The 16,733-nt window shown below is 67.4% G+C and carries 19 protein-coding genes; 12 read left to right on the top strand and 7 right to left on the bottom strand.

Features of this window, described 5'->3' with window-relative positions:
- Positions 1-95 precede the first annotated feature (95 nt).
- Positions 96-413 (bottom strand): DUF1476 domain-containing protein, encoded by a 318-nt coding sequence (locus DBZ32_RS18965; protein WP_119168799.1) that lies wholly within the window; start codon positions 411-413, stop codon positions 96-98.
- A gap of 219 nt (positions 414-632) precedes the next feature.
- Here DBZ32_RS18965 and DBZ32_RS18960 point away from each other — a divergent pair, with 219 nt between their 5' ends.
- The 9 genes from DBZ32_RS18960 to DBZ32_RS18920 all read left to right on the top strand — a co-directional run bounded on the left by DBZ32_RS18960 (position 633) and on the right by DBZ32_RS18920 (position 7,764).
- Positions 633-1,388: an NRDE family protein gene (locus tag DBZ32_RS18960; RefSeq protein ID WP_119168798.1), complete on the top strand. Its 756-nt coding sequence runs from the start codon at positions 633-635 to the stop codon at positions 1,386-1,388.
- A 186-nt stretch (positions 1,389-1,574) separates the two neighbouring features.
- Positions 1,575-2,339, top strand: coding sequence for a phosphoribosylaminoimidazolesuccinocarboxamide synthase (purC, locus tag DBZ32_RS18955; RefSeq protein WP_119168797.1), 765 nt, complete (start codon positions 1,575-1,577; stop codon positions 2,337-2,339).
- A 13-nt stretch (positions 2,340-2,352) separates the two neighbouring features.
- Positions 2,353-2,589, top strand: coding sequence for a hypothetical protein (locus tag DBZ32_RS18950; protein ID WP_119168796.1), 237 nt, complete (start codon positions 2,353-2,355; stop codon positions 2,587-2,589).
- A gap of 212 nt (positions 2,590-2,801) precedes the next feature.
- On the top strand, positions 2,802-3,044 hold the full coding sequence (purS, locus tag DBZ32_RS18945) for a phosphoribosylformylglycinamidine synthase subunit PurS (protein ID WP_119168795.1): 243 nt from the start codon (positions 2,802-2,804) through the stop codon (positions 3,042-3,044).
- Between the two features lie 11 nt (positions 3,045-3,055).
- Positions 3,056-3,739 (top strand): phosphoribosylformylglycinamidine synthase subunit PurQ, encoded by a 684-nt coding sequence (gene purQ, locus DBZ32_RS18940; protein ID WP_119168794.1) that lies wholly within the window; start codon positions 3,056-3,058, stop codon positions 3,737-3,739.
- The gene (gene purL, locus DBZ32_RS18935; RefSeq protein ID WP_119168793.1) at positions 3,736-5,970 is read left to right on the top strand and encodes a phosphoribosylformylglycinamidine synthase subunit PurL; all 2,235 of its coding nucleotides are present in this window, start codon (positions 3,736-3,738) and stop codon (positions 5,968-5,970) included. Before purQ ends, purL begins: the two co-directional genes overlap by 4 nt.
- A gap of 101 nt (positions 5,971-6,071) precedes the next feature.
- Positions 6,072-6,308, top strand: coding sequence for a BolA family protein (locus tag DBZ32_RS18930; protein ID WP_119168792.1), 237 nt, complete (start codon positions 6,072-6,074; stop codon positions 6,306-6,308).
- Positions 6,309-6,371: 63 nt separating this feature from the next.
- Positions 6,372-6,713 (top strand): Grx4 family monothiol glutaredoxin, encoded by a 342-nt coding sequence (grxD, locus tag DBZ32_RS18925; protein ID WP_119168791.1) that lies wholly within the window; start codon positions 6,372-6,374, stop codon positions 6,711-6,713.
- A gap of 103 nt (positions 6,714-6,816) precedes the next feature.
- Entirely contained in the window at positions 6,817-7,764 is a 948-nt protein-coding gene (locus tag DBZ32_RS18920; protein ID WP_119168790.1) for a DMT family transporter, read from the top strand.
- Between the two features lie 145 nt (positions 7,765-7,909).
- Here DBZ32_RS18920 and DBZ32_RS18915 read toward each other — a convergent pair whose 3' ends face one another.
- Entirely contained in the window at positions 7,910-8,503 is a 594-nt protein-coding gene (locus DBZ32_RS18915; protein WP_162906843.1) for an acyloxyacyl hydrolase, read from the bottom strand.
- A gap of 183 nt (positions 8,504-8,686) precedes the next feature.
- Positions 8,687-9,301, bottom strand: coding sequence for a 30S ribosomal protein S4 (gene rpsD / locus DBZ32_RS18910; protein WP_119168788.1), 615 nt, complete (start codon positions 9,299-9,301; stop codon positions 8,687-8,689).
- Between the two features lie 278 nt (positions 9,302-9,579).
- Between rpsD and DBZ32_RS18905 the strand changes: the two genes are divergently transcribed.
- Genes DBZ32_RS18905 through DBZ32_RS18895 form a run of 3 tightly spaced genes read left to right on the top strand, consistent with a single transcriptional unit; the run spans position 9,580 to position 12,168 of the window.
- Positions 9,580-10,455 carry a phytanoyl-CoA dioxygenase family protein gene (locus tag DBZ32_RS18905; RefSeq protein ID WP_119168787.1) on the top strand — a complete coding sequence of 292 codons (876 nt, stop codon included), beginning with the start codon at positions 9,580-9,582 and terminating at the stop codon, positions 10,453-10,455.
- A gap of 21 nt (positions 10,456-10,476) precedes the next feature.
- Positions 10,477-11,472 carry a DMT family transporter gene (locus DBZ32_RS18900; RefSeq protein ID WP_119168786.1) on the top strand — a complete coding sequence of 332 codons (996 nt, stop codon included), beginning with the start codon at positions 10,477-10,479 and terminating at the stop codon, positions 11,470-11,472.
- A 6-nt stretch (positions 11,473-11,478) separates the two neighbouring features.
- On the top strand, positions 11,479-12,168 hold the full coding sequence (locus DBZ32_RS18895) for a DUF1989 domain-containing protein (RefSeq protein ID WP_119168785.1): 690 nt from the start codon (positions 11,479-11,481) through the stop codon (positions 12,166-12,168).
- 216 nt (positions 12,169-12,384) lie between these two features.
- Here the strand turns inward: DBZ32_RS18895 and DBZ32_RS18890 are convergent, their stop codons facing one another.
- The 4 genes from DBZ32_RS18890 to DBZ32_RS18875 form a co-directional block, all read right to left on the bottom strand.
- Positions 12,385-13,200 carry an RNA methyltransferase gene (locus DBZ32_RS18890; RefSeq protein WP_119168784.1) on the bottom strand — a complete coding sequence of 272 codons (816 nt, stop codon included), beginning with the start codon at positions 13,198-13,200 and terminating at the stop codon, positions 12,385-12,387.
- Positions 13,200-14,816, bottom strand: a complete 1,617-nt coding sequence (gene cimA, locus DBZ32_RS18885) for a citramalate synthase (RefSeq protein ID WP_119168783.1) — start codon at positions 14,814-14,816, stop codon at positions 13,200-13,202. Before cimA ends, DBZ32_RS18890 begins: the two co-directional genes overlap by 1 nt.
- 124 nt (positions 14,817-14,940) lie before the next feature.
- Positions 14,941-15,873: an alpha/beta fold hydrolase gene (locus tag DBZ32_RS18880; protein WP_208539298.1), complete on the bottom strand. Its 933-nt coding sequence runs from the start codon at positions 15,871-15,873 to the stop codon at positions 14,941-14,943.
- Between the two features lie 83 nt (positions 15,874-15,956).
- The gene (locus DBZ32_RS18875; protein ID WP_119168782.1) at positions 15,957-16,679 is read right to left on the bottom strand and encodes a hypothetical protein; all 723 of its coding nucleotides are present in this window, start codon (positions 16,677-16,679) and stop codon (positions 15,957-15,959) included.
- Between the last annotated feature and the right edge of the window lie 54 nt (positions 16,680-16,733).

Genomic DNA, 16,733 nt, shown 5'->3' with positions numbered 1-16,733 from the left:
ACACAATGTTCGTGCTGTCGGCATAGAGGTGCCAGCAGGGTCGCTGCGCCTTCTCCAGTGTATCGCCCGCTCGGCAGTCCATAGACGACGGCGCGCTATTCGGTCATCACCTGCTGTTTGGCGACCTCGAGCAGTTCATCCATCTTCTTGCGCAGCCGATGCTCGGAGATATCGACCTTCTTGTCGGTCAGGTCGCCCATCACCTTGCGGTAAACGTCCTCGTGACCGGCCTCCTCGAAGTCGGAGGAGACCACCTCCTTGGCATAGGCGTCCGCGGCCTCGCCCTTGAGGTCCATCAGTTCGGCCGCCCAGAGCCCCAGCAGCTTGTTGCGCCGGACATCGACCCGGAACTGAACCTCCTGATCGTGCTTGTACTTGTCCTCGAACGCCTTTTCGCGATCGTTGAAGCTCATGCCTGCACCACCCTTGCTTTTGCCTAGAGCAGGATCGCCTTAGGCGGACCCGCTTCGGTGAATCCACCTCAGGCGATCCTGCTCCCATCATCCAGCTGGAGCGTGATCGTCCTGCCGCCCTTGTGCGGCGGCCGATCGCCGCCACCGGTTGGCCGCCGTTATAGCCCTTGGGTTACGGCAGGTGAACCGAAACTGCACAGTGCTTATGATTGGCGTCCCATGTGTACGATCGTTCTTCTCAGACGCCCCGATACCGCTTGGCCCGTCCTGCTCGCCGGCAACCGGGACGAGATGCGTGACCGCCCCTGGCGCGGCCCCGGACGCCACTGGCCCGACCGGCCGGAGGTGGTTGCGGGACAGGACGAACTGGCCGGCGGGTCCTGGCTGGGCGTCAACGACCACGGCGTGCTGGCCTGTATTCTGAACCGCTACGGCTCGCTCGGGCCGGCGGCCGGAAAGCGCAGCCGGGGCGAACTGGTGCTGGAGGCGCTCGACCATGCCGACGCGAGCGCCGCCGCGGCGGCGCTCGCGCAACTGGAGCCCTCGGCCTATCGCAGCTTCAATCTGGTGATCGCCGACTCCCAGGATGCCTTCTGGCTCCGCCACATCGGCGAGGATGCCGAGTCGGTCGTGGTGCAGCCTCTGCCGCCGGGCCTCTCAATGATCACCGCCGCCGATCGCAACGATACCAAGAGTCCGCGCATCGGGCATTTCCTGCCCCGGTTTCGCGATGCGACTCCACCGGATCCGGCGGCCGACGACTGGAGCGCCTGGGAAGCGCTGCTGGCGAGCCGGGACCATGGTCCCTCGGTCGGGCCGGAGGGCGCGATGAACGTGGCGCTTCCCAACGGCTTCGGCACGGTGTCCAGCTCCCTGCTGGCGCTCGCCAAGCCGGAGGCCGAGCGGCCGCGCGCCCTCTGGCGTTTCGCCGCCGGATCCCCGGACGGCGCGGCCTTCGAAACGGTGGATCTCTAGCGGCGCGCCGACCCGCTCGCTCGACGTTTAGCAGACCGGCCCCACGTCAGATTGTTTCTCCCGATGGGGGCTGCTATATGAGGACTTTCTCCTACGAGGGATGCGCCGTGATGCGATCGGTCGGGTTCTCATGCGGAACCGACGGCCGGCGACAGCTCCCGGTTTCCCCAGTTCGGACGTAACAGGATGCGACGCAGACGGATTTACGAGGGCAAGGCCAAGGTTCTTTTCGAAGGACCGGAGCCGGGCACCCTGGTGCAGTACTTCAAGGACGACGCCACCGCCTTCAACGCCCAGAAGAAGGGCGTGATCACCGGCAAGGGCGTGCTGAACAACCGCATCAGCGAGTTCTTCATGCTGCGTCTGGCGGAGATCGGCGTGCCGACCCACTTCGTGCGTCGTCTGAACATGCGCGAGCAGCTCGTGCGCCAGGTCGAGATCATTCCGCTGGAGGTGGTGGTCCGCAACGTGGCCGCCGGCAGCTTCGCGGAGCGCTTCAAAACGGAAGAGGGCACGCCCCTGCCCCGCTCGATCGTCGAGTACTACCTGAAGAACGACGAGCTGGGCGATCCGCTGGTCACCGAGGAACACATCACCGCCTTCGGTTGGGCGGCGACCCAGGACCTCGACGACATGCTGCACCTGGCCCTCAGGATCAACGACTTCCTCTCGGGTCTGCTGATCGGCGTCGGCCTCAAACTGGTCGACTTCAAGCTGGAGTTCGGTCGCCTGTGGGACGACGAGGAGCAGATGCACATCGTGCTGGCCGACGAGATCAGCCCAGACTCCTGCCGTCTCTGGGACCTGAAGACCAACGAGAAGCTGGATAAGGACCGCTTCCGCCGCGACCTCGGCAGCGTCGCCGAGGCCTATCAGGAAGTGGCGCGCCGGCTCGGCGTGCTGCCCGAGGCGGGCCCGGTCGACCTGCAAGGCCCCAAGGTCGTTCAGTGACGCACGGCGTGAAATGACCAGGGGCGGCCTCGCGCTTCTGCTGGCGGCGGTCGCCGCGATTCTTACCGTCACGGCAGGCGGCGCGATCTGGATGTGGCGGCGCCTCGATACACTGGAGGCCGCCCGCGCGGGACCTCCGGCGGACATGACCGCGGCCTGGTGGGCCTTCGCGCTGGGCGGCATCGTCATTCTGGGCGTGATCGCCCTCTTCGTGCGTCTGACTCTGCGCGGTCGCACCCGCCAATCGTGAGCCGGCAACAGGCGTTGCGGGGCTGCCGCCTGCCCGCTAGACCAGAGAGTGATCAGTCGGACCCGCTTAGTGGGTCCGGTGATTGCCTAGACTCTGCTCTAGATTCATATAGTTAGAGTATGTTTCTTGTGATCGGCGGACCCGCGAAGCGGTTCCATACGATCACAACATGCTCTAGTCTCCGCGCCAATCTCGTAGCAGCGGAGTCTCCCATGAAGGCGCGTGTCCACGTTACCTTGAAGCCCGGGGTGCTCGACCCCCAGGGCAAGGCGATCGAGCATGCGCTCGACACGCTCGGATTTTCAGGAATTCAGGAAGCGCGCCAAGGCAAGCTGATCGAGCTGAACTTGGCCGAATCCGATCCGGAGACGGCGCGGGCGCAGGTCGAGGAGATGTGCCGCAAGCTGCTGGCGAACACCGTGATCGAAAATTACGCAATCGAGTTGGAGGCCTGAGGGCGGGCGCGATGAAATCGGCAGTCGTCGTCTTTCCGGGGACCAATCGCGACAAGGACATGACGCGGGCGCTCGAGGGCGCATCGGGCCAGGCTCCCGTTCTGGTCTGGCATAAGGATACCGAGATCCCGAAGGTCGACCTGATCGTCCTGCCGGGCGGCTTCGCGCACGGCGACTACCTGCGCGCCGGCGCCATGGCGGCCCGCAGCCCGGTGATGCGCGAAGTGGTCGCACGCGCCGAACGCGGCGTGCCGCTGCTGGGCGTCTGCAACGGCTTTCAGGCCCTGACCGAAGCCGGCCTGCTGCCGGGCGCGCTGCTGCGCAACGCCGATCTGAAGTTCGTCTGCCGCACGGTCACGCTGCGGGTGGAGAACAGCCAGACTCTCTTTACCGGACGCTTCGAGGCCGGCGAGACCTTCGAGACGCCGGTCGCGCATATGGACGGCAACTACTTCATCGATACGGAGGGCCACAAGCGGCTCGCCGACAACGGCCAGATCGCCTTCCGCTATGCGGAGGGTGCCGCCGCCGGCCCGGCCAACCCGAACGGCGCGCTGGACGACATCGCAGGCGTCTTCAACGAAACCAAGACGGTGCTCGGTCTCATGCCGCACCCGGAGGATGCCACCGACCCGCTGCACGGCGGCACCGACGGGCGCAAGCTGTTCGACGGTATCGTGGAGGCCCTGTCGTGAGCGAATTGCCCCCCCAGATCACCCCGGACGTCGTTGCCGAACATGGTCTCAGCCCCGAGGAGTATCAGAAGGTCCTGGAGATCATGGGCCGGGCGCCGAACCTGGTCGAACTCGGCATCTTCTCGGTCATGTGGTCGGAGCACTGCTCCTACAAATCCTCCAAGCGCTGGCTGAAGACCCTGCCGACCGAGGGGCCGCAGGTGATTCAGGGACCAGGCGAGAACGCCGGCGTGGTCGACCTGGGCGACGGCCTGGCCGCCGTCTTCAAGATCGAGAGCCACAACCACCCCAGCTTCATCGAGCCCTACCAGGGCGCGGCGACCGGCGTCGGGGGCATCCTGCGCGACGTCTTCACCATGGGCGCCCGGCCGGTGATGAACCTCAACGCCCTGCGCTTCGGCGCGCCGGACCATCCCAAGACCCGCCATCTGCTGGCCGGGGTGGTCGCCGGCATCGGCGGCTACGGCAACTGCGTCGGCGTGCCCACGGTCGCCGGCGAGGTGAATTTCCACCCGGCCTACAACGGCAACATCCTGGTCAACGCCATGACCGTCGGCCTGGCCCCGGCCGACCGGATCTTCTACGCCAAGGCGGTCGGCGCCGGAAATCCGGTGGTCTACGTCGGCTCCAAGACCGGCCGCGACGGCATCCACGGCGCGACCATGGCCTCGGCGGAGTTCGGCGCCGACAGCGAGGAAAAGCGCCCGACCGTGCAGGTCGGCGACCCCTTTACCGAAAAGTTGCTGATCGAGGCCTGCCTGGAGCTGATGGCGACCGACGCCATCGTCGGCATTCAGGACATGGGCGCCGCCGGCCTGACCTCTTCGTCCTTCGAGATGGCCTCCAAGGGCGGCATGGGCGTGGAGCTGGACCTGGACCGGGTGCCGCTGCGCGAAACCGGCATGACGCCTTACGAGATCATGCTCTCCGAAAGCCAGGAACGCATGCTGATGGTGCTGAAGCCGGGCCGCGAGGACGAGGCACGGGCCATCTTCGAGAAGTGGGAACTGGACTTCGCGGTGATCGGCACGCTGACCGAGACCGGCCGCATGGTCCTGCGCTGGCAGGGGCAAAGCGTCGCCGAGCTGCCGATCGACCCGCTCGCCGAGGCCTCCCCGGAATACGACCGCCCGTGGGAGCCCGGCGAGACGCCGTCCCCGCTCGACGAGGCCGGGTTTCCCGAGGAGGGCGATCCGCTCAACAACCTGGAGCGGCTGCTCGGCACGCCGGATCTGGCGAGCCGGCGCTGGATCTGGGAACAGTACGACCATCTGGTGATGGGCGACACGGTGGAGCGCCCGGGCGGCGACGCCGGCGTGGTCCGGATCGCCGACGGGCCCAAGGGCCTGGCCGCCACGACCGACTGCACGCCGCGCTACTGCCTGGCCGACCCGAAGGCCGGCGGCGCGCAGGCTGTCGCGGAAGCCTGGCGCAATCTGACCGCCGTGGGCGCTGTCCCGCTGGCGGTCACCAACAACCTGAACTTCGGCAATCCCGAGAAGCCGCGGATCATGGGCCAGATCGTCGGCTGCGTCGAAGGCATGGGTGAGGCCTGCGAGGCGCTCGACACGCCCGTCGTCTCCGGCAACGTGTCGCTCTACAACGAGACCGACGGTCAGGCGATCCTGCCCACCCCGGTGATCGGCGGCATCGGCTTGGTGCCGGACGTGACCCAGATCCCCGGGATCGGCTTCGCGGCCGAGAGCGAGGAAATCCTGGTGATCGGCTGGACTCACGGCCATCTCGGCCAGTCCCTCTATCTGCGCGAGCTGTTCGGCCGCGAAGACGGCGCGCCGCCGCCGGTCGATCTGGAAATCGAGAAGCGCAACGGCGACTTCGTGCGCGGCCTGATCCACGGCGACCGCCTCTCCGCCTGCCACGACGTCTCGGACGGCGGTCTGCTGGTGGCCCTCGCCGAGATGGCGCTCGCCGGCCGCGGGCCTCAAGGCCCGATAGGTTGCAGCCTGACGGTGCCCGCCGGAGTAGCCTCACTAGCCGGCTGGTTGTTCGGAGAAGACCAGGCGCGCTACATTGTGACGGCCAAGGCTGCCATGCCCATTCTGGAAGCTGCGGAGATGGCGGGCGTGGCGGCACAGGCGATCGGACGGACCGGCGGCAGCGAATTGACGCTCGAGGGCTTCGGGCATATCTCGTTGGCACGATTGCAGACGGCTCACGAAGGCTGGCTGCCGGACCTGATGAACGGCAAGCTGGCCGAAGCGGCCCAATAAGGACGGTCAGGTAAAGGCGCTCCAAGATCTGGTGGGCGCAGGCGGTCGAGCGGTCAAACGCGGCCCTCGAGCCGCCGAGGAAAGAGGGTAAGAGTCACGCGATGCCGATGAACGTGGGTGAGATCGAGCAGCTCATCAAAACGGCGCTGCCCGACGCCAAGGTGACGATCGAGGATCTGGCGGGCGACGGCGATCACTATGCCGCCTACGTCGTCTCCGAGGCCTTTCGCGGCAAGACCCGGGTGCAGCAGCACCAGCTCGTCTATCAGGCGCTGCAGGGCCGCATGGGCAACGAATTGCACGCCTTGGCGCTGCAGACCACGCCGCCAAGCGACTGAAGACAGAAAACACGGAAACCCCGAGGGGATATCCCCAACCCAACACCGAGGAACCAGAAGGCGATGACCGACAATCCCGTTTTCGAGCGGATCAAGCACGACATCAGCGAGAACGACGTGGTGCTCTTCATGAAGGGCACGCCGGTCTTTCCACAGTGCGGCTTTTCCGCCGCCGTGGTCCAGGCGCTTAGCCATTTGGGCGTGAAGTTCAAGGGCATCAACGTCCTGGAGGATCCCGGCTTGCGCGACGGCATCAAGCAGTTCTCCAGCTGGCCGACGATCCCGCAGCTCTACGTCAAGGGCGACTTCGTCGGCGGCTGCGACATCGTGCGCGAGATGTTCCAGACCGGCGAACTGCAGGAACTGCTGCACAGCCACGGCGTCGACGCCCAGCCGGTAAGCTGATCGCCGGCCCGGCCCCTATCGGGCCTGCGGGAGACGCCGCCCCGGCGTCACCGGGACAAGACGTGACTATCGGTGAAGGCCGGTTCTGCGCCATGAAGGGCGCATGACCGGCCTTCTCGATTCAACGGACAGAGACCAGGCAGCGCGAGCCGCCGCCGAGCGGTTGGGACTGCTGCTGGGCCTGCTCGGCGTGCTGGCCTTCGCGGTGACCCTGCCGGCGACCCGGCTGGCGGTCGCCGAAATGCCGGTCTGGACCGTGGGTTTCGGGCGCGGCGCCCTGGCCGGCCTGGCGGCGGGGGCGTTGTTGCTGATCCTGCGTGTGCCTTGGCCAGGCCGCAAAGACCTGCCGGCCCTGGCGGTCACGGCCCTGGGCGTCGTCTTCGGCTTTCCGCTGCTGAGCACCTGGGCGATGCAGAGCGTCCCGGCGGCCCATGGCGGCGTGGTGATCGGCATCCTGCCCCTGGCCACGGCCCTTGCCGCCGCCCTGGTCGCGGGCGAGCGGCCCTCGGCCGGTTTCTGGGCGACAGCGCTGCTCGGCAGCGCCGCCGTGGTGACCTTTGCGCTGCTCGACACAGCGGATGGGGCCGCGGGTTCGGCGGCGGGCTTGACGGGGGGCGACCTGGCGCTGCTGGCGGCGGTCGTCGCCGCCGGCCTCGGCTACGCCTACGGCGCGCGCCTGTCCCGGCACCTGCCCGGCTGGACCGTGATCTGCTGGGCTCTGGTGCTGTCCTTGCCGGTGATGCTGCCCGCCGCCGCCGTGAGCTGGATCGCGGCACCGCCGAGCGGCGCAAGCGCGGGCGCCTGGGCCGGCTTCCTCTACGTCGCCCTGGTCAGCCAGCTCGCCGGCTTCTTCGTCTGGTACCGCGGCCTCGCCCTCGGCGGCGTGGCCCGGGTCGGCCAGGTGCAGCTCCTGCAACCCTTCCTGACCCTGCTGATCGCCGCGCTGCTGCTGGCCGAGCCCATCACCATCACCACCCTCGCCTTCTCGGTGCTGGTGGTCGGGCTGGTCGTGATCGGCCGGCGGCAACCCATCCGGCGATCGCCCGATTGACGCGGCAGCTTAGAGCGCGATCGTGTTCGATGGATGCGGCTTCGCTTCCATCGAACACGTGAACCGCACTCTAAACCTATGATTAGATAAGGATTCACGCTTGAGGTGGGATCGCCGAAGCGATTCCACCTCAAGCGATCCTGATCTAGAACGGCACCGAGAAGTTGAAGGCGATCATCTCCGTGCCGGGGTTCTCGTCCCCGAAGAGTCCGCCGTGGCTCATGTGGTGGAAGCTGGCGCCGAGCCGCCAGCCGCCCTCGGTGCGGAAGCCGACCTCGAAGCCGGAGCGCAGGACCGCATTGCTGCCCAGATCCTTGCCGTCGCCCTCGAAATAGAGCGCCGGTCCCGTCTCGAACCAGACATAGAAGTGCTCGTAGGGCAGTACGAAGTCGTGGCCGATGGAGGCGTGGAAGATGGCGCCGCCGTCGCTGGTGGCGGCCGCACCGATCACCGGGCGAAAGCGGTAGACACTCCAGGCCGGCGTGTACTCCAGCCGGCCTTCCACCGCCTGATCCTCGTCGTCGACCAGATCGAAGGCGCCGATGCCGGCCCGAAGGTACTGGCGATCCTTGTCGGCCTGAGGCGTGTCGTAGATCACGCCGGCCCCGACGGAGGCCGCCGCGACGCCGGCAAGGATCCAAACGGCCGGTTCGGCTTGCGCTGGCTGCGGCGCTGCCAGGCCGCCGGTCAAGCCAGCGACGGCGGCCAAACCGACCAGAAAAACAACAGGACGACGCAAAGACAGATCCCCCCTCAAGAATTCCACAGCGAAATTTCGTGCGGGAAATCCGTATAGCCGAGGCTCGACCGCCCCTGCAACAGCACGCTGCGCCCGTCGCCGACGCGGGCGACGCAAAACGCGGGACCGATCGTCCGGCCCCGCGTCGGCGGATCTAGAGCTGTACGGCTGGGAAGCCCAGCGTCAGCGCGAGTAGTACTCGATGACCAGTTTCGGCTCCATCTGCACCGGATAGGGCACGTCGGCCAGCTTCGGACCGCGCACGAACTTGACGGTCATCTTGCCGTTGTCGACGTCGATATAGTCGGGAACGTCGCGCTCGACCGAGACCGTGGCCTCCAGAACCATCGGGATCTCGCGGGACTTCTGCCGCACCTCGACCACGTCGCCGTCGCGCAGCATGTAGCTGGGGATCGTCACGCGCTGGCCGTTCACCGTCACGTGGCCGTGATTGACGAACTGGCGGGCCGCGAAGACGGTCGGCACGAACTTGGCGCGGTAGATGACGGCATCGAGCCGGCGCTCCAGCAGCTCGATCAGGTTCTCGCCGGTGTCGCCCTTGCGGTTGGTGGCGACGTCGAAGTAGCGGCGGAACTGCTTCTCGCCGATGTTGCCGTAGTAACCCTTGAGCTTCTGCTTGGCGGCGAGCTGGATGCCGAAGTCGGTCGGCTTCTTGCGGCGCTGGCCGTGCTGGCCCGGGCCGTACTCACGGCGGTTGACCGGCGACTTGGGGCGGCCCCAGAGGTTTTCGCCCAGACGGCGATTGATCTTGTACTTGGACTGCAGGCGCTTGCCCATTTCAGGGACTCCGTTCGGTTCGGGTTCGTCTTGTCCCGGTAGTCCCGCTGCGCCCGGTTTGTCGAAACCGAGGCAGTGGGCGGGGTGCGACCGTCTACGCCAAGGCCGCCCCACATTCCCAGGAAGGAAAGCGCGCGGTTATACCTGTTTCCACGCCACTGTCAAATGCACAGCGCTCGGTCTAGGATCAAGAGGCACCGCCGCGTTCAACAACCACAGTCGGCCGCAACCTTTCACCAGCGCCAATCGGGGCGACCATCGGACCGAGGCTTGTACCCATGCCCAGCCTGCTCACCCCCGACCTGACCGAGGCCTACCGCAGCCAGGGTTTCGTGACCTTGCCTGGCGGCGTCGCCCCGGAGACCCTGGCGGCCCTGCGGGCCCAGCTCGACGACTGGATCGAGGACAGCCGCGGTCATGACGAGAACTACGGGACCACGGAAAACGGCAAGGCCCGCTTCGACCTGGAGGAGGGCCACACGCGCGAGGCGCCGCGTCTGCGCCGGGTGATGAATCCCTGCGACATCTCGGAAGCCTACGAGGAAGCGATCCGCAATGCCCCCTTCGTCGACATGCTGGCGGAGCTGATCGGCCCGGACGTGAAGTTTCATCACTGCAAGCTCAACGTCAAGTTGCCGGGCATGGCGACGCATGTGGATTTCCACAGCGACCACGCCTTCGAGCCTCATACCAACAGCGACCAGGTCACGGCCCTGCTGCTGCTCGACGACATGAACGAGTCCAACGGCTGCCTGCGCGTCATTCCCGGCAGTCACCGGCAGTTCTACGACCACTTCCAGAACGGCCGCTTCGTCGGCGCCATCGACAAGGACCTGGCGGCGGAATTGGCGCCCCGGTCCTTGCCGGTCGTCGGCAAGGCGGGCGACGTCTGCCTGATGCACGTCATGACCCTGCACGGCTCGGGTCCCAACCTGGGTCCGAGCCCGCGCCGCCTCTTCATCGCCGAGTACACCGCCGCGGATGCCTGGCCCCTGGTGAAATGCAAGGTACTGTCCCGTTTTACCGGCGAAGTCGTGCGCGGCCGCCCCACCCGCTCCTGCCGCCTCGAGGCGGGGATCTTCGACCTGCCGCCCTACTACAAGGCGGACTCCTTCTTCTCGGTCCAGGGCCAGAAGACGGCGGCGCCCCACTAGCGGCAGGCCCCCGGATCGATCATGGCCGGACGCCCTCCGTCCGCAGCGGAAGCCACCCATACGAAGGGCGTGGCGATCGCCGCGCTGGGAGTCCTGATCCTGGCGCCGGATACCCTGCTGCTGCGCGTGATCGAGGCCGACGCCTTCACCGTCGCCTTCTGGCGCAACCTGCTGGTGGCCACCAACATCCTGGTGCTCTACGCCGCCGTCGAAGGGCCGGGCTGGTTCGCGAAGCTGCGCCACATCGGACCGGCCGGTCTGCTGGCCGCCGCCCTCTTCGCGGTCAACCAGATGGCCTTCGTCTTCGCGGTGGCCAACACCGGCGTCGCCAACGTGCTGCTGATCGTCGCGACCGCGCCGCTCTTCGCCGCGCTTTTCTCCCGCGTCTTTCTGCGCGAGGCCACCGCTCGGCGGACCTGGCTGGCGATCGTCGGCGCCCTGGCCGGCATGGCGGTGATCTTCGGCGGCGAAGCCGGACTGCTGGGCGGTTGGGGAGGCGGCCCGGGGCTCGGTACCGTCGGCCCCGATCCCCTGCTCGGCAACCTCTGCGCCCTGGCCGTGGCGATCGCCCTGGGCGGCGCCTTCACGGTCGTGCGCCATCGGCGCGAGGTGACCTCCCTGCCCTCCATGGTGCTGGCCGGCTATTTCTCCGCCTTCGCGATGATCTGGTTCGCCAGCCCCTTTGCCATGGACAGCGTCAGCTTCGGCTGGCAGGTGACCATGGGGCTGATGGTCGCCTGCGCCTTCGCCCTGATCGCCACCGCGCCCCGTTTCGCGCCCAGCCCGGTCGTCAGTCTGATGCTGCTGCTCGAGACCGTGCTCGGCCCTCTGCTGGTCTGGTCGCTGCTGGCCGAGGTGCCGAGCCGCTGGGCGCTGCTGGGCGGTGCCATCGTGCTAACGGCCCTGCTGGGCCAGGGATTCGGCGAGCTGCTCGCCCAACGACGCCATCGACGAGAGCGCTTGCGGGAGACGATGAAATCGGCAGACTCGCGGCTTGGATATCAGGCTGGGGAGTAAGTCAGGATGAGCATCTTTCCCGAGGTCGCGGATAACGGCAACGAGGACGGCCGGAACGCCACGCTGACCGAACCGATCTCGTCGGACGGCCGTCCGGAGGCCGGCAAACTCTACGCCGTCCCGGCGCGCCAGGGCCGCGCCGTCCGCCTGAAGCGCGGCGAGCGGCTGAAGATCGTCAATACCCACGGCACCCAGGTCTGCGACACCTGGGCCTTCTCGGCCGACGATCCCTCGGAGTTCCTCTCGATGGAGCATCTGCGCGCCTGGATCGGCCGGCTGGTGCCGCGCCCCGGCGACGAACTGGCGAGCAACCGCCGCCGCCCGATCCTGGTGCTGGAGGAAGACAGCTCGCCCGGCGTTCATGACACCCTGATCGCCGCCTGCGACCTCTGGCGCTACCGCACCCTGGGCGTCGAGGGCTACCACGACAACTGCGCCGACAACCTGCGCATGGCCGTCAAGGCCATCGGCCTGCGCGTGCGCGAGGTACCGAGCCCCCTGAACCTCTGGATGAACATCCCGATCCTGGCCGAGGGCGGCGTCGGCTTCTACCCCACCGTCAGCAAGCCGGGCGACCGGGTGGTGCTGCGGGCCGAGATGGACTGCGTCGTGGCCCTGTCCGCCTGCCCCCAGGACATGATCCCGATCAACGGCCAGGACTGCACCCCGGTCGAAGTGCATTTCGGATTGGTTTAACGGCGGAGCGTTTGCCGTTGTTTTTCAGAAAGATAAACGACGAGCCTCACGTCGCTTTTCCTGGGAGACGTCCCAAAGCACGACCTCCATCTTGAGCGGAGCGGCGAAGCTCCCCAGTCGTAAAGACCGGCGGTTTATGCTGACAGTCGGGCAGAGCCTCTTTCGACAAACTCACGGTAATGATGTATTCTAAATCAGTTTGTTAAGCTGCGATTCTCAAGTATTTTCTTCGCTTTCCGTCTGCTTCGCGGCCAGCGCCTCCGGGCCTCGTTTCAGCTTCGCGCCCAGGAACGCCGAGAGGACGCCCTGCAGGGTCCGGACTTCCTGATCGCTGAGCCGGGCGCGCTGGAAGATCGCATGGACGTTGCGGCGCATGCCCGGGCGCTTTTCCGGCGGATGATAGAAGCCGAGCCGGTCCAGCGCGGCGTCGAGGCGGTCGAGGTAGGCGAAGAGGACCCGCTTGTCGGCCGGGCCGCTGTCGCCGTGATCGAGCTGCCGGGACGGCGTGGCATCGCCGGCGGTCCACCACTCGTAGCCGACCAGCAGGACCGCCTGTGCCAGGTTCAGGGAGCTGTAGCCGGGATTGAGCGGCGCCGTGACCACCACGTCGGCCAGGGCGAGATCCTCGTTCTCCAGTCCGGTCCGCTCGGGCCCGAACAGCAGGCCGACCCCCTGCCCGGCCGCCATCTCCGTCCGCTGGGCGGCGGCGGCGGCGCGCGGGGTCATCACCTCCTTGACCAGATCGCGCGGGCGCGCCGTGGTGGCATAGACCCGCGTCAGATCGATCACCGCATCGCGTGTGGTCTCGAACACGCGGGCCGCCTGCAGCACCCGGTCGGCGCCGGAAGCGGCGGCCACGGCGTTGGGGTTCGGCCAGCCCTGCTTGGGCGCCACCAGCCGCAGGTCGGTCAGCCCGCAGTTCAGCATGGCACGGGCCGCCATGCCGATGTTCTCGCCCAGTTGCGGGGCCACCAGAATGACCGCCGGCGCGGGCGGCAGGTCCTTGATCTCGCGTGCGTTGGTTCCCGCCATTACCCGACGCCCGGCTCCCGCAGGCCTTCCCGTCTCAGCTTCCAAATAATGCCGTCTATCAGAGCCTTACAGGATGCATCGATGACGTTGGTCGAAACGCCGACGGTGGTCCAGCGGCCGTTGCGGCCGGCGCTTTCGATCATCACGCGGGTCACGGCCTCGGTCCCGGCCTGCGGCGTCAGAATGCGCACCTTGTAGTCCGTCAGCCGCATGGTCTCGAGCTGCGGGTAGGTCGGCAGCAGCGCCTTGCGCAGGGCCTTGTCCAGCGCATCGACCGGACCGTTGCCGTTGGCCACCGTCATCATCTGCCGGCCGGCCACCTCCAGGGTCACGGTCGCCTCCGATTCCGTGACCAGTTCGCCGCGCGCGTTCCAGCGGCGGTCGTCCATCACCCGGAAGCGCTGCAGTTCGAAGTAGTCCGGCACCTGCCCCAGGGCGCGCCGCGCCAGCAGCTCGAAGGAGGCCTCGGCCCCGTCGTAGGCGAAACCCTGAAACTCGCGCGCCTTGACCTCCTCCACCAGGGCCGCGACCTTCGGGTCGTCGGAATCGACTTCAAGTCCGATCTCAGCGAAGCGGGACAGGATGTTCGCGCGTCCGGCTTGATCCGACACCACAATATGCCGCTCGTTGCCGACCAGCGCCGGCTCGACATGCTCGTAGGTCCGGGGATCCTTGGCCACGGCCGAGACATGCAGACCGCCCTTGTGGGCGAAGGCGCGCGGCCCGACGTAGGCCGCCGCCGGATCGGCGGGGCGGTTGAGCCGCTCGTCGAGCAGCCGCGAGACGGAGGTAAGCTGGGCCAAGCGCTCCGGCTCCACCCCGACCTCGAAGTCCGTCTTCAGGGCGAAGGTCGGGATCAGGGCACAGAGGTTGGCGTTGCCGCAGCGCTCGCCGAGACCGTTGAGCGTCCCCTGAACCTGCCGCGCCCCCGCCAGCACGGCCGCCAGGGAGTTGGCGACGGCATTGTCGGTATCGTCATGGCAGTGAATGCCCAGGCTGGCGTCCGGCAGCGCGGCGCGCACAGCGCCAACGATCTCCGACACCTCATGGGGCAGGGTGCCGCCGTTGGTGTCGCAGAGCACCAGCCAGCGGGCGCCGGCCTCCTGCGCCGCCGCCAGGCAAGCCAGCGCGTAGTCGCGATTGGCCTTGAAGCCGTCGAAGAAGTGCTCGGCATCGAAGTGGGCCTCGGCCTTCCGCGCCGCCATGTGGGCGAGGCTGTCGCCGATCAGGGCCAAGTTCTCCTCGCGTGGAATCTCCAGCGCAACGTCCACGTGGAAGTCCCAGGTCTTTCCAACGATGCAGACCACCGGCGCCCTGGCTTGAACCAGCGCCGCCAGACCGGGGTCGTTGTCCACCGAGCGGCCCGGACGGCGGGTCATGCCGAAGGCCACCAGCTTGGCCGTCGTCAGCTCCGGCGGCTCGGCGAAGAAGGCGTCGTCGGTCGGGTTGGCGCCCGGCCAGCCGCCCTCGACGTAATCGACGCCGAGGCGGTCCAGCGCACGGGCCAGCGCGATCTTATCCGCCGCCGTGAAGTCGACACCCTGGGTCTGCGCCCCGTCGCGCAGCGTGGAATCGAACAGGTAGACGCGCCTGTTCTCGCGGATCTCAGCGTTCATGGGAAACCGGCCTTTCTTGGCAAGCCGGTTTTAAGGCACGAAGCGGGCCAGCGGGTCAATGTGCCCGGCGGGTCAATAACGGCGGGCCGCGCGGTCGCCCAAGGGAGTCTGCCGGCGAGGGAGTCTAGGACCGCGCGCCGACCTGTCCTGCGCAGGCGGCGAGAATGTCGTCCCAATTCTCTATATTGAAGTGCCCTTTTCCGGGAACGAGATGCAGGTCGACCCGCGGGAGGCCCCGTTTGAGATATCTGCCCATCGCGTTGGACACGAAGATGTCCTCCTCGCCCAGCCAGATGTACGTCGGGACGCGCACGCCGCCGATGTCGAAATCCCAGTCCCGGAAGGCGATGAGCGCCTCATGGCCGCCGCCCCGGCTGCCGTTACGGAAAGCCTCGAGTTCCATCCGGCGGAAATTTTCGAGGAAGGGACCGTTCCGCAGGGCGGCCTTGTCCGCCTCCGAGACCGAGGCCTCCATGAGTCTGAGGAAGAGGCTCGGCCAGTATTTCGCAGCCCAGGCGAGCGGCGCGAAGGACGCCCGCATGATCCACGGCAGGCGACGCGCCAAGCCCATGTAGAATCGATCGAGCGCGTTCAGGCTTGCCGAGATCTCCGGCGACGCAACCGGCCCCCATGGCCCCAACGCTCCGATGAACCTCAGACGCCTGGGCTCGATAAAGACTCCACAGGCGAAGAGGTGAGGCCCGGCCCCCGAATGGCCGACAACGCCGAAGGCATCGATGCCCAGGTGATCGGCAAGGGCGGAAATGTCCTTGGGCCAGTCGCTGAACTGACGGCCGGGCTGAAAGCTCGAGCGACCGAAGCCGGGGCGGTCGGTTGCGATCAGGCGGAAGCCATACCTGCGGGCGGCAGCATCGGCGAAGGCGCCTTCCAGCCGGCTGCTCGGCGTGCCGTGGAAATAGAAGGCCGGAAAGCCGGCAGGATCACCCCACTCCATGAACGCGAGATCCCGTCCATCCGGCAGCCTCAGCAGATCGAAGTCGTCCGAGCGATCGGTTTCGGGGAGAGTCGGGAGGTCCGTTGCCATCGTCGTCGTCATGTCCCGCCACCTGCCCTCTGCCGGTCGCGAAAACCGGGCTTGCGCGCGCCGAACGGTCCCTGCGCCGGACCCGAGGCCGAAGATCAGCGGACGTTGAACACCCCGTAGGGTTTGGCGTCGTCGAGAGCGCCGAGCCCCATGGAACTGTAGAAGGGACAGGTGCTGCGCGCGCTGTCGCGCAGGCAGGGCCCGCCGGCGGCCAGAAGATCGCGGGCCTGCTCCACCTCGCTCTGGCTGACCGGCACCGCGGCCTCGAAGGAGTCCGTCCGCCAGATTCGGGCGATCAGGTAAGCGGCGCGCTCGCCCTGAACCGCGCGCAGCAGCCGGATCTCGCCCCGCTCCCGATTTCCCGGGCCTTCGTCGAGCCGGCTGGGGCAGGAAAACAGCCGCCAGGCCTCGGACCAGCCCTCGTCGGTCTCCCCCTGTTCCAACCCGCTGCGGCGCAGATCGCGGCACTCCGTGGCGAGCCGCCGCTCGGCCCACCCCAGCAGGTCCTCCGGCGTCCTCGCGTCGTCTCGCAGAATGCCCAACTGCAGTCCGTCGGTCCAACCGCGCTGGGACTGGCCCTCCGGCGCGAAGGTCATGGCGTGGAACGGCGGCTGCGAGTCGACCGCCTGCCAGACCCAGCCCGACTCCAGCGGGTGCAGATAGAATTCCGACCCTCCGGCCTTGAGCGCCGCCAAGCTGCGCGTCAGTTCCGACGCCTCTCCCGAGGATTGCGCCCCGGTCTGGCTCTGGGCTTCGGCGCCCGGTGCCGCAAGGACGAGGAACAGGACAAGCAAAAACGGCAAGGCAGCAGCCGGCATGATCGCTTCCAGTGATCGAGAGGTGGTGTAATCCGGGCACCATAAGCCAGCGGA

Source organism: Algihabitans albus, assembly GCF_003572205.1.
Taxonomy (GTDB): Bacteria; Pseudomonadota; Alphaproteobacteria; order Kiloniellales; family DSM-21159; genus Algihabitans; species Algihabitans albus.
Note: the sequence above shows the minus strand (reverse complement) of the source record. Positions and strands in the feature narration are given on the sequence as shown.

Bases quoted from the DNA above. Each gene is read 5' to 3' on its own strand.
- DBZ32_RS18965 (WP_119168799.1), bottom strand. From the start codon at position 413: ATGAGCTTCAACGATCGCGAAAAGGCGTTCGAGGACAAGTACAAGCAC.
- DBZ32_RS18960 (WP_119168798.1), top strand. From the start codon at position 633: ATGTGTACGATCGTTCTTCTCAGACGCCCCGATACCGCTTGGCCCGTC.
- purC (WP_119168797.1), top strand. From the start codon at position 1,575: ATGCGACGCAGACGGATTTACGAGGGCAAGGCCAAGGTTCTTTTCGAA.
- DBZ32_RS18950 (WP_119168796.1), top strand. From the start codon at position 2,353: ATGACCAGGGGCGGCCTCGCGCTTCTGCTGGCGGCGGTCGCCGCGATT.
- purS (WP_119168795.1), top strand. From the start codon at position 2,802: ATGAAGGCGCGTGTCCACGTTACCTTGAAGCCCGGGGTGCTCGACCCC.
- purQ (WP_119168794.1), top strand. From the start codon at position 3,056: ATGAAATCGGCAGTCGTCGTCTTTCCGGGGACCAATCGCGACAAGGAC.
- DBZ32_RS18930 (WP_119168792.1), top strand. From the start codon at position 6,072: ATGCCGATGAACGTGGGTGAGATCGAGCAGCTCATCAAAACGGCGCTG.
- grxD (WP_119168791.1), top strand. From the start codon at position 6,372: ATGACCGACAATCCCGTTTTCGAGCGGATCAAGCACGACATCAGCGAG.
- DBZ32_RS18920 (WP_119168790.1), top strand. From the start codon at position 6,817: ATGACCGGCCTTCTCGATTCAACGGACAGAGACCAGGCAGCGCGAGCC.
- rpsD (WP_119168788.1), bottom strand. From the start codon at position 9,301: ATGGGCAAGCGCCTGCAGTCCAAGTACAAGATCAATCGCCGTCTGGGC.
- DBZ32_RS18905 (WP_119168787.1), top strand. From the start codon at position 9,580: ATGCCCAGCCTGCTCACCCCCGACCTGACCGAGGCCTACCGCAGCCAG.
- DBZ32_RS18900 (WP_119168786.1), top strand. From the start codon at position 10,477: ATGGCCGGACGCCCTCCGTCCGCAGCGGAAGCCACCCATACGAAGGGC.
- DBZ32_RS18895 (WP_119168785.1), top strand. From the start codon at position 11,479: ATGAGCATCTTTCCCGAGGTCGCGGATAACGGCAACGAGGACGGCCGG.
- DBZ32_RS18890 (WP_119168784.1), bottom strand. From the start codon at position 13,200: ATGGCGGGAACCAACGCACGCGAGATCAAGGACCTGCCGCCCGCGCCG.
- cimA (WP_119168783.1), bottom strand. From the start codon at position 14,816: ATGAACGCTGAGATCCGCGAGAACAGGCGCGTCTACCTGTTCGATTCC.
- DBZ32_RS18880 (WP_208539298.1), bottom strand. From the start codon at position 15,873: ATGACGACGACGATGGCAACGGACCTCCCGACTCTCCCCGAAACCGAT.
- DBZ32_RS18875 (WP_119168782.1), bottom strand. From the start codon at position 16,679: ATGCCGGCTGCTGCCTTGCCGTTTTTGCTTGTCCTGTTCCTCGTCCTT.